Origin of the sequence: Endozoicomonas sp. ALD068 (assembly GCF_049310145.1) — a bacterium.
Lineage (GTDB): Bacteria > Pseudomonadota > Gammaproteobacteria > Pseudomonadales > Endozoicomonadaceae > Endozoicomonas_A.
The window spans coordinates 493,953-505,745 of record NZ_JBLYNU010000004.1; the positions used below are offsets into that span (position 1 = coordinate 493,953).

Here is an 11,793-nt window from a genome sequence, read left to right on the forward strand (position 1 = left end):
TGCCACTTTTTGCCCTGTCTCAGTTTTGTCGTTACTTTTGCAACACCCTTGCAGAGCGTAGGAACGAGTTGTTGGAGTTTTGCTGCGAACACACCTTGCCATACAGTGTCAGTAAAGCGTGGAGCCATGACCTATCAGGCAGCTTCGAGCCTGGGTCATAACTACTCGTGTTTGAAAAACTCAGGGACAGGAAGAAAGATCGTAGTTGAACTCGTCGATTAGTCGAATTTTATGGATGTCCTTATTTTTTTCCTTTTGGATGTCCTTATTTTTTGGATGTCCTTATTTTTTGTGGATGTCCTTATTTTTTCCTTTATTTTTCTTATTTTTATTTACTTTATGGATGTCCTTATTTTTACTTTGACAAAATCAAATGTAGGTCTACAATAAATTACATTATAGGTAACAATGTGTAGACCTTTATGACCAAGAAAGATAGACTGGTTGCCGCACTATCAGAGTCAACCAAAGCGGGAGGTGGTATCAACACAGCGGCAGAGTTAGCCTATATGGTTGGCGAGAGACTCACTCCCGCGTTCACCAAGTTTCTCACTGTTTGTGCAAAAAAAGGCTTGATACGCAGGGTCGCCAAAGGCGTGTTTGAGAGCACGTTGACGCCTCCAGACCCAACGACTGCGATCTATAAGATAGCGAAAAAACTTCGCGCCAATGTCATAAGCTACATAAGCCTTGAGAGTCAACTTAGTCATACTGGGGACATCTCTCAAATACCCATGGGAAGGCTGACGATTGTGACGAAAGGCCGCAGCGGCACCTTCTCAACACCCTATGGCGTCATTGAATTCACTCACTCAAAAAAAACTATCAGAAATATTGCACCAAACCTGTATTTTGATGAATCTGTTGGCATGTACAGAGCACAATCCTCGCAAGCCATCAAAGACCTAAAGAACTGCAAAAGAAATACCCATATGCTGGAGAGCTAATGTGCTAAAGGAACAACTAAAAAGAATCGTGGAAGCAAATCCGGAATATGCAGCCATCACGCCAGTGATCGAGAAGGAAATTCTTCATCACGACATTGTGCACGTGCTGGTTAAGCAAGGGGCTATGCAGTCACTCACCTTCATAGGGGGCACATCACTCAGGATGTGCCATAACAGCTCCCGTTTGTCGGAAGATCTGGACTTTAATGGAGGGCTTGACTTCAAGCCCTCCGACTTTGACGGGCTGGAAACCGAAATCCAACAATTCATCCAGAACAAGTACGAGACCAACGTTTGGGTCAACAAGCCTGACCAAGATGAGCAGGGCGACACGTCGTCGTGGAAAATCAGCATAGAGAAGGAGGCCAACCGGCCTGATCTGCCAAGGCAGAAAATGCACATAGACATCTGCGCCATTCCCTCGTTTGACGCGAAAAAAAGACCCCTGATCAATCACTACAATATTGTGACGCCCACCGAAGGCCTGCTGGTACCGGTCCAGTCTCTCGAAGAGACGTTGGCGGACAAGTTTATTGCTCTGGCCTATCGGGCCAGACACATAAAACCTCGTGATGTCTGGGATATCGTTTGGATAAAACAAAAAGGAATTGATGTCTCTGCAGAGCTAGTCAATAAAAAACTGGAAGCAAGAGAAAAAAACAGGAAAGACTTCATGGAAATGCTCAGCAACCAAGTAACCAAAATATTAAAAGACGATGAGGTACGCATTAATTTCAATACTGAGATAAGTCGCTTTGTTCCTGAAAGCATAAAGCAGAGAACACTCGACAATCCGGAGTATTGGGATTACATCCAGAACGAGATCAAGTCCATGGCTAAGCTTCTTCTTGATGGCGACGAGCCCCGTAACAAGTTTGACATGAGCCTTTGATATTACTGCTCATTAAAATACTCAATTCTTAATTCTGACAGTCATACCGGCCTTTTGAACATTGCTGGTTCTGTACTTCAACATCAGAAGTGAAACAGGACATCCATATAACCGCCTTTCACCACCCCTATCAGGAATACATGGACTCGTAAAAAATGCCCAAAATTTGAACGATCGTCCACTGCCTTTCCTTCAAGCCAATCACATGTTCCTCCTGATTATTGACCGTTAATACACTAAGCCCCTGGAAACAGAAAAATACCCATCTTGCTGTTGGGTTCTGGCAGGGCTTTTTTTTCTGGTCTGGAAATACACGACTTTGCTTTTTCAGTTCCTGCCTGATTCTGTGCTGGATAGCAGCATAGAGCATCAGGCACAGAGTCATCACCATTAACCCATACCTCCCCTGAAAAACTGACACCACCCGACACCACCCCAACCAAGGCAAACCCACCAGAAAGTGATATGCTCAATGCAGGAAGCGTTCCTGTAGAGGTGGTAGTCTACCTCAGTCTCAGGAGCCATTGCCTCTGCCGCCGCAAAAAGTGGATAACAAAATGATACAGGCGTTTGAGTTTAATAACCTCGGGCCGCTGGAAAAGGGCACCGCAGAAAACCTTGGTCAGATCAACCTGATTATCGGGCCTAACAGCTCTGGCAAAACCTGGCTGATGAAGGCGCTCTACGCCGCCGTGCGCACTCTGGAAGAAACCGGACGGGGCGATGATCGCCGCTCAGCATCCGAGGTATTGAGTGAAAAGCTCTACTGGACGTTTCAACCGGATAAACTTGGGGATATTGTCACCAAAGGGAAAAGCAAAAAACTTTCAGCCTCCGTAACCCTGAAAGACCTGCCGCCGATTACTTTCGGTTTTGGCCCGGACACAACCAAGCAAGTCGATGTAGAAATTTCAGAGCGTCGCAGTGCCAATTCAATTTTTTTGCCTCCCAAGGAAGTGCTGTCGCTGGATAAAATTATTTTCCAGTTGGCCTATCAGGATCGGGTGTTCGGCTTTGATAGCACCTACTCTGATCTGGTTGTCGCCTTGCAGAAACAGATGCCCGCCGACAAATCCAATTCAGCCCTCTCTCAAACCAGCCAGCAGCTTGAGTCAATGTTTGATGGCGATCGTATCGAGTATGATCGCCAGCGCAGTGAATGGTTTTACAAGCATAAAAAAGCTCGCTACTCCATCAATGCCACGGCTGAAGGCGTGAAGAAGATTGGTATTCTGGATACTTTAATCCGCAACGGATTCCTCACAGAAAATTCCATAATCTTTATCGACGAACCTGAGTCAGCATTGCACCCGACAGCCATTACCAAGCTGTTTAATATTATTGATGCCCTTGCCAGACTGGGCGTACAGTTTTTCATCGCCAGCCACTCCTATTTTGTGGTGAAAAAGCTTTACATCATGGCGCAGCGGGAAGAGATGGACATCCCGGTCATGATTTGCAACGATGGGCAGTGGCAGCAAACCTCTCTGAATGAGGGTATGCCGGATAACGAAATCATCAACGAATCCATCCGACTGTTTGAGCAGGAAATAGGGGTAGCCTGATCTTGGAGTTTACAGAATCCGGTTTGTCGTTCCATTTTGAGGATGACCGTTGTTACCGTATTGAGAACGCTCAGGGAGCCATTGGCGTTGGTGAAGGGATAAAAAAGGCCGAGTTTCTTTACATCGACGCTGGTAATAACTTATGGGTGTTGGAAGCAAAGACAACTATCGCCAATGAACGTAAAAGCAAAGAGGCGTTTGATGCTCAGTTGCAAGCAATTTATGAAAAACTCTATAACTCTTTGCAACTCTCTGTTTTGGGGCTGGCCGGACGTTATCAGCCGATCAATAAGGAACTGCCTGCAGAATTTAAAAGCTCTGATTGGTCGGGTTTGACCATTCAGCTTGTACTGGTTATTCCGGGCGTGCCACCGATGTTTTTACCCGGCCTTACTGATAAGCTTAGAAAGAAGTTTTCACCCTGGTTTTTAAAAGTCTGGAATATTAAGGAAGCCAATATTCAAGTTTTAAATCGGGATATCGCTCAAAGAAAAGCCCTCTGCCAATAATATTTCTTTCCATTTTTTCGGGGTGACTTGCCCCGTTCTTCTACGAACTTTCTTATGATGACCGGAGGTCAACTAGAACACCTCTGTTTAGCAGAATCGTCGTAAACCCTCGCCCAATCGAGGGTGTCGCAAAAGCCAAAATTCAAATCCAGTGTAGCGCGCCGCGAGGTTTGAGATTAGCTACGCTTTAATCTGAACACCTTAACAACCACCGTTCCCTTGATTTCTTTTACTTTTAATAAGTCTCAAATCACCCCGCTTGCACATTCATTCGTCTTTAGATATTGCCTTCACCTTAAACCCTTTAAAGAGCTATTAAACGGTGATTATTTATTGAAGTTTCGATACTTAATCGGGTAGCTAATCCAGACCGGGTGAGTTGATGTTCGGCTCGGGTGACGATCCAGTCTCCATTAGTATTGACCTTGATGCCGCTTAACGTTAATCGGGTCTCGGCGGTTATGTCGGTTCGCCCTGCCAATGAAAGGCTGCCGGTACCCTGGCCTCTTTTTAGTGACTTCAGTTTGGCCCTGGCGGCCTCTTTTGCTGCCTCGGGATCAGGGTGGAGTCCTTTGAGTGTGAATATCGGCTTGGCTTCCTGCTGGAAATGGCTATAAGGACATCCACCTATAGAGTAAAGTATACATCCATTGACTTATACAAAAAAGATTTGGATGTTCTTGAAATGAATGCATTTGATTTAATGAATAGGCTATCTGTCATTTACGACGCACGTCGGCAATAGAAAGTAGATCATAAACTTGCTGATATTCTGCTCTTAACCATCTGTGCGGTCATTGCAGGTTGTGAAGAAAATGAAGACTACGGCAATGAAAGACTGCAATTGTCCTACATCAAATCCTAAGATGATGAAAGAACACCCGGTTCCGCATCATTGCATCTTTTAACACCTTATCCCAACTGACTACTTCAGTGTAAAGATTAAGACTATCATGCCAACGGAAGTACCCCTTTCGATCTGGAAGAGGCTTGAAATCTTTTTCTTCTTCCAACCAGGTCTTCACCTTTTTGTTTAAGTCACAGATAACATAGCCATAGAACGGGGTATTGGTGTTAATCTTTATCTCCCTGCCCTGAGGTGTGGTGAACTCGCCATCACGTAGCTTGCGAACATAGCGAATAATTTGCTGCACAGGATCCTCCTTAGAAGATGGGTTGGCAAAATCATCTCGCTGTGGTCTCTTGAACTCGAATATAGTTACAGGATTGCTGGCTTCATTCTCACCTCGAAAAACCATTCGGTGATCAAATGCCAGAATATCTGGCCTGCCTGACTTTCCTTCCAAAGGGGTATCAGAGGAGAGGCATTCGGTAAAATTGAGGCGTTCATCAATTAACCAAAGGTTATGATCTTCAAAAGGTGTTTGGTCACTGTCGCCTTTTCTGGGGAAAATAATGTCATGCACTACACCCTCAGAAGAGTACTTACCATCATCACCGGTTTGCAGGCTTTTTTCAAAAATGTCAATAACACTGCGACGCATGGAAATATAATGAGCCAGGTCATTTTTGCTGGTATCAGAGACCATTTGTACAATTTCTGAGGTCTTGTGCTTCAGATCTTCAGTTTTTTCACTTTCCAGGAGGTGTTTTACGGCTCCACGCGTCTTAACTTCTAATCGATATTTTTCGCTTTGAAGTTTTCCCTCGATTTGCTCATCGGTGGCATTGTATGCCAGGTCCGTAACATCAATCTTGCCCATCAAGCTTCGATGCCAGGGTGCTTGTTCTTCTACATAGTTTTTGATCCGCTGGGTTTTTTTCTCTCTCCGAGCCTGGACATCATTGCTCACTGCGCTAATCGCCAGTTCAGCGGCAGACACTTCAATCTCTGACTGGGCAATCCCAAAGTCTAAGTCACTGCCTTTCTTTTCCTTCTGAAAATCAAAACCACCACGCTCCAGGGAAACGTGTTGGTCAAGATACTCACCAGAAACATAGACTTTGATAATAAAGTTTCTGTCTGTTTTTTCCTTACCCACCGCTTTTTGATAGAACTCATCAATAAATTCTGGAATATAGTTGTGTAAAGAGTTCACTGTAACTTCGCGACGATGTGCAACCAGACTGACTTTACTGGTTTTTTCCCTTGGAGAGTAAAGGGACCCACAGGGCCTGAAAGCATGGGAACCAGAGTTTCGCAACACCCTCCATCAGGAAGGCACTTCAGCTGAGTAATCTCACTTCTGATCAGTTTCAGACTGAGCGCCTGAGGCGGTAGTCAGAAAGCTTGGTTGAGAGATACCTCTGTTATCATGAACAGGAACTTTCTGATCATAGCCCTGTCGCCACTTGTAGAAGGCTCCCAGAGTGTAGGAGTAAGGAATGCTTTCTGCATGGGAAAATGACCATTCAGGCACATTTTCCCTGAAGTATTTCTCCCAGCTATTCTCGAATAGCTTCATGGTGCGATCCCGGCGTTCACGGAACTGCAGGTAATTTTCGTGTTGGGTCCAGCCATGCGAACTGTTGCTTGCTTTAACACGGTTTGCATAGTCTTCATCGGTTTCAGTGAAGCGTTGAGGCGATTCAACAGCGGTACGTTTCCCATATTCATCGCCTGTTTCCCCCATGCCTATCCAGCGATTGATTTTGTCCAGACTGCGACCCAAAGGTCCACCTAGCCATTGAGTGAGCATCTTGTTGTCGTTCATAAAGAAGTCGAAAGTGAGACTCGACGCCAGCGCGAATGCGAATGTTTGGGTATAGGTAAACCCTGATAAAAGGCTATGGACGTATGTGCCGGTGGTGGCTACCGGACCCAGCACCAGACCGGCTGCGGCGGAGGCCAGCGTTTTCACTGTTTGTGGTGTCACCCTGTGCAGCAGAGGTACCTGAATCCCTTGTCGGGAACCCATGGATTTCACTATTTCCGGCACCAGACGGAAAATGCTGCGATACATTTGAGGGTTGGCGTTGTGCTGTCTGGCAAACAACATAGAGCCGGTTCTCAGCAGAATGACTGCAGAAGCGGCCTTGCCCAGTGGCATGGCCAGTCCGCCCAATTCAGAGATTTGTTCAATTCTGCTGTGGTAGGCATATTGGCTGGTTCGGTCAAGATCAGCACCGTAGCCTTGCAACCAGTGCTGGAAAGGTGTGAGCATTCTGTGCAAATAATCGCCCCTGTTGGTCAGGTCCAGAAGATAAAGAAACGACATGTTTGACAGGGACAGCCCGGCAGCCTGCCAGGCGCTACGATCTACCAGAAGAGGTTTGTAGCTGGAGTAGTACCAGGTGACAGCCTGTACCAGAAAGGCTGAAGGTTTAACCCAGTACTCCTTTAGCTGCTGCTCAACCGCTGCGGCATGGGCCTGCATCAATGTGTCATGGATAGCCTTGATCAGTTCTGATTCAGATATTCCAACAGCATTGGCATAAGGTGTCAGGGTCTCCTGAACGTTGGCCAGCAATGCTGCTGTTCTACGGCCATTGTCAAAGGCAATATCGTCAAGCACATAGTTGGCGATAACAGCAGCTGCGTACTCTTTCATGCCGGCAACCGACTCTTTCATACCTGCCGGGCCATTGGCAGTCAGGGTCTCAGGAGTCAAGACAGCCTGCATGAATTCCTCAGCACCCTTGTCGGATAGCATCTGTACAACCTTCCTGAACTCAGGCACCCTGATGCCGTGTTTATAATCAAGGAAGTGCTCAAATTCATCCACTGTCTGATAACCGTCGACCCCTCTGACGGCTTTCATGTAGTTCTCAAGTTCAACCTTACTGATCAGACCTTCACGCAGCAGAGCTATGATCTTGTTGCCACTGGCAGAATGGGCAGCGAAATATTCCGAGAAGCCTTTCTGGTCCTTTGGTTCATGCTCGACGAAGTGAAGGGCTGTTTTACCCATGCTGTAAATTTCGTCGTCGTATTCTTGTGCTCCGGTTTTTATCTCGTTTCTGGCTCTGTGCACCAGAATCTGAACTTCTTCCAGGGCCGTCAGAGAACTCGTTTTCAGGCGCTTGAAGAGTTCCACAAGTCGACTGGCCTGGGCAAACGTCAGTTCGTCACCCACCAGTGCCTGCATGCGAATCGGTGCAAATTCGTTGTCAAAATCGAAACTTGTAAGACTGGGTATTGTGTTACCGCTTTTTACTGCTGATTCTGCCAGAGCAAATGCGGCTTCCAGAGCTTGTTTATTGAGAGCGTGCTGCTGCGCGAATGTCTGGATAGCGTCCCGAACTTCTGCCTGTTTCGGCGTGCACTGGAAGGGACCAGGATTATTTTCGACGGCTTTCCCGGCATTACTCAGGACTTCCTTCATTTTCTCAATGTCTGATTCCCTGGTTCTAATCTCACCTTCCAGACAGGCCTGTTCCCGTACCGTCAGCTTACGTTCAGCTTCTTCTAATACTCGTTTCGCGATGGCCAGCTCACGCTCGAGAACGTATCGGGGTTTAGGTCCCAGGCGCGCTATTTGCCTGTCAAGCTCATTCTCAATGAATGAGATACGCTCATTAACATCAGGCCGACCCCCTCTGAAAGCAGCTTCATTAAGCTGTAAGAGTTTTTCTGTAATCAGACTGTTCTGTTCCTCAACAGAGGCATGAACTTTAAAGTCTTCGATGTTGAGTTGATGAGCCATTTCATTGTTTCTGAGTCTTTTGACACTTTCATCTTCATAGTTTTCGTTTACCTTATCCATCAGTACAAAAGTTTTGATACATAGATCACGCCTGCGCTGAAACAGGCTGAGATCCTTTTCAAATTCTACCCCCAGATCATTGGCCAGCTTAGTGGTTAAAGCCATGCCTTTTTCCATAGCAGTAAAGCTTTTATAAGGGTCGATTTTTAGCTCTTCTTCTATAGTCATTAGATAAAATGCCTGTTTTACTTCGGCTCGCTTATCCGACTCTTCGACTTTAAAGGTAAGACGCTCACGAATATTGTCGAGTCTGACCCTGGCCACCATCTTCTCCGAAGCTGTGCTGCCATCTTCCCAAAGGACTTTATCCATCTGATCCAGCATGTATTCCGAAATCGCATCGCCAGCAAGTTTTATACGAACCAGGTCTAATCTTGCAGTTTTGTCATCACCTTCATTGATTTTGATGTTGAATAATTCTTCGAAGGTTTCCAGTATCTTCAGGGCCTCTTCCTCCGACCTTTGTCTGGCTTCTTTGATGTGGGTCTGCATAACATCAGAAATCGCCCGGCGTCGGAGATAGGCATCGTCCTCTACAGAGAAGAGATCCATCTTCAGGGCTCTTTCCACGGTTTTGAGTTTCTCAAGTACTTCAGGCATGGCTTTGGGGGGGGCGGGGTTTCTGATGTCATCCAGTTCTTTTTTCAGCTCTACAAGCTCGAAGAGCTTGGCATTGACTGTTGATTCCAGAAGGTCACGGCTTTCTGGTGTGTTGTCTGGACTCAGCTCTTTACCAAGTACCGCTGCCAGAGCATCTTTTCTGGCCCTGGTGTAAGAATTCTCCAAATATTGTTGATTGCTCAATTTCTGAGTTTTCTCAGCCAAAGACTCATGATTCTCGTACATGATGTCTTCGTAACTCTCCATTGTCTTAAGTTTTTGAAGCAGAAATTGTTCTTGGACAGCCATTGTCTTAATTCTTTGGAGCAAGCTTTTTTGCTGAAAGTCAATATCTGCATCGACATCAAAATCCTCAACATTTAAATGTACGGCAAAGGTTTTATATTGGCTTTTTATTGCAGCCACTGTGCTGGTGGCCAGAAGATGCCGTTGCAACCGATCAAGAATGGCCTGGCGACGTGCTACCAGATCAGCTTCGTTATCTGGTGCCAGATTGAGCTGATTTTCAATGCGCGCCAGTTTCAGGTAGGCTGCGCCATCAGATGGGTCTGGCATTTGTTGCATATGCTGTTGAATGGTCTGATAGCGGGTATCCGGATCGTTTTCATCCACCGGGGTAATACCGAACTGGCCTTCAATGACGGCCAGTTCTGCAGTCAGAGTTTCCTGACTGGATCTTCCTGCTGCCATCCATTGTTTGATTTCATGAATTTTCTTTCTGATGAGCCTGGCTTGTTCTTCTGGTGGCTGGGCATCATCCCAGTTATCAATACCAAGCTCTGCGGCCATTTGAGTGTTAACTGCGTTTGTGGCTTCTGACCTGATATTACGAACTTGTTTTTCCAGCTCCGGGATTCGTTGAACTTGCTGCAGAATTTTCAGTTCCTGATTTTCCAGATCTTCCAGCTCGATTTGAACCCTTGCAAGCTCCTCCTCAACTTCCCGATAGCGCCGCTGTGCTCTCAGTTTTTCCTTCTGACTGACATTCGCTCTCTGGGTTGTGCGCCGTAAGTTGTTATGAAGTTGGACGAGTTCCTCTTCTTCTGCCTGTAGCTCCTCCAGTTTTTCAAGCAGCTGTCTGGTCATATCTCTTATGACTTTGGCAGCAAACTTTTTGTCGTTTCCACGAGAACCGGTCTGCACCTGGTTGATATCGTTGATAACGGGTACAGAATTCTGAATATTCCTAGCAAAATGTGGGTTAATCAGAAGGTTTCTGAGTACAGGTTTGAAACCGAAGTGTTTTACCAGTTGAGTATGCACCCAGGGTGAGGTGATGACCGACGAAGCGACTCTTATGTGTTCCAGTGTGAATTCAAATTCACTGGCAAAAATCGTATGATCGGGAGTCGCACTGGCTAATGCCTGCTGGAGATATTCGTAGTAAACAAGCGCATGCATTGCCGGTTTGTCTTCGTTTGTGAGCGTCGTCGGCAGCTCAGCACCGTGTCGCGCAACAAACTCCTCCAGTATTGCCATCTGCATGCTTCGAATGGCGTACCGGTAGCTTTTGGCCTTATATTTTTTAACCTGTGTTACCAATGCGGCGGCGTGGGTATGACCCTCAACTTCATTCCATAGCTCATAGAGGTTTTCTACATAAACGATTTCATGGGGGTCCAGCTTCTGTCCATGGAAAACAATCATCTTCCCCGGAACTTCTGCGACTTCCAGCTTTGGATAACCCGCAGGCACAGGATAAACCTGCTTGTCATCCACGACATGTACAACGTAGCCGACGGGTTTGCTGTGTGCTAACAGTTTATTAAGAGCCTGCTGTTGTAACTCCTCTCCCAGGACATGAACCTGGATATAGGCAGAGGTGGCAGCTGCCAGGAGAACATCGTCATTAACAAAGAGTGATTGACCCAGGCGCCGCAGTTCAGGGGGCTGATCTTTCGAAGCGATATGACGCATGAAGGTGCGCCCGTTCACTGCAACTTTTTCTACTTCAATGGTGGCAAGGGCAACATAGTGATCGCTGGTGCCGAGATTTCCTGTTCTGTCATAGACAGTATTCAGCAAATCATTGAGTCGAAAGGGGTTGGCGATTTTCGTTAAGGGCTCTAAAGATTGGGCGCCGTGAAGTGGCCAGGGAAATCCAGTACGAACCGCCTCAACGGAATCCTGATCGGTCATTCCGGCCCTGACTTCAATGACCAGCTCCTTTTCTTCAAGGTTATGGGTGAACCTGAAGACTCCCTCATCACCTACCTTCAGTACTTTGGTGTATTTCTGAGCCACGTCATTCTCGTCTGTTTCAAACAGATCAACAATGGACATGACGCCATCAACAAAAGAAAGAACTTGTGTAAAGCTTACAGCAGGAAGGACCTGGTTCTCCTTGTCTGCAGCCAGGGCAATGTAGGTGGTTGTACAGGATTTGGGTATTGGCTGCTGGTCAGGGTCTAAAGTTGGCCGAACCATGGCTTCACTATGGGTAAACTCCATATGTCCATTGACCAGAATATTGATAGATTTTGTCCGCAGCTTCCGATCGGCCAGTGTCTGTGTGGCAATGATCGAAGAGCTGATTACAATAGCTACTGCAAGGCTTAATGCCCTGGGGCGAGCATTCGTCATTCCAATACC

Annotated in this window: 6 protein-coding genes and 2 pseudogenes; 5 read left to right on the forward strand and 3 right to left on the reverse strand. The window is 46.5% G+C overall.

What is annotated here, in order from left to right; genetic code table 11:
* Positions 1-422: 422 nt before the first annotated feature.
* Together abiEi and ACO6V5_RS01695 are read left to right on the forward strand one after the other, a co-directional pair.
* A complete protein-coding gene (abiEi, locus tag ACO6V5_RS01690) occupies positions 423-947 on the forward strand; it encodes a type IV toxin-antitoxin system AbiEi family antitoxin (protein ID WP_422134649.1) in 525 nt (174 codons plus the stop codon).
* A 1-nt stretch (position 948) separates the two neighbouring features.
* The gene (locus ACO6V5_RS01695; protein WP_422413905.1) at positions 949-1,839 is read left to right on the forward strand and encodes a nucleotidyl transferase AbiEii/AbiGii toxin family protein; all 891 of its coding nucleotides are present in this window, start codon (positions 949-951) and stop codon (positions 1,837-1,839) included.
* 130 nt (positions 1,840-1,969) lie between these two features.
* Here ACO6V5_RS01695 and ACO6V5_RS01700 read toward each other — a convergent pair.
* A pseudogene (locus ACO6V5_RS01700) lies at positions 1,970-2,233 on the reverse strand (IS1634 family transposase); the annotation flags it as partial.
* A 163-nt stretch (positions 2,234-2,396) separates the two neighbouring features.
* Here ACO6V5_RS01700 and ACO6V5_RS01705 point away from each other — a divergent pair.
* From ACO6V5_RS01705 to ACO6V5_RS01715, 3 genes and pseudogenes are all read left to right on the forward strand, one after another.
* A complete protein-coding gene (locus ACO6V5_RS01705) occupies positions 2,397-3,404 on the forward strand; it encodes an AAA family ATPase (protein ID WP_422134647.1) in 1,008 nt (335 codons plus the stop codon).
* A gap of 2 nt (positions 3,405-3,406) precedes the next feature.
* On the forward strand, positions 3,407-3,913 hold the full coding sequence (locus tag ACO6V5_RS01710; protein WP_422134646.1) for a hypothetical protein: 507 nt from the start codon (positions 3,407-3,409) through the stop codon (positions 3,911-3,913).
* A 685-nt stretch (positions 3,914-4,598) separates the two neighbouring features.
* Positions 4,599-4,757: pseudogene (locus tag ACO6V5_RS01715) on the forward strand (transposase family protein); the annotation flags it as partial.
* Between the two features lie 10 nt (positions 4,758-4,767).
* Here ACO6V5_RS01715 and ACO6V5_RS01720 read toward each other — a convergent pair.
* Positions 4,768-6,078: a hypothetical protein gene (locus ACO6V5_RS01720; RefSeq protein WP_422492050.1), complete on the reverse strand. Its 1,311-nt coding sequence runs from the start codon at positions 6,076-6,078 to the stop codon at positions 4,768-4,770.
* 36 nt (positions 6,079-6,114) lie between these two features.
* Positions 6,115-11,784 (reverse strand): hypothetical protein, encoded by a 5,670-nt coding sequence (locus ACO6V5_RS01725; protein ID WP_422411844.1) that lies wholly within the window; start codon positions 11,782-11,784, stop codon positions 6,115-6,117.
* Between the last annotated feature and the right edge of the window lie 9 nt (positions 11,785-11,793).

Excerpts from the sequence above, each read along its gene's own strand:
- abiEi (WP_422134649.1), top strand. The coding sequence starts at position 423 with ATGACCAAGAAAGATAGACTGGTTGCCGCACTATCAGAGTCAACCAAA.
- ACO6V5_RS01705 (WP_422134647.1), top strand. The coding sequence starts at position 2,397 with ATGATACAGGCGTTTGAGTTTAATAACCTCGGGCCGCTGGAAAAGGGC.
- ACO6V5_RS01725 (WP_422411844.1), bottom strand. The coding sequence starts at position 11,784 with ATGACGAATGCTCGCCCCAGGGCATTAAGCCTTGCAGTAGCTATTGTA.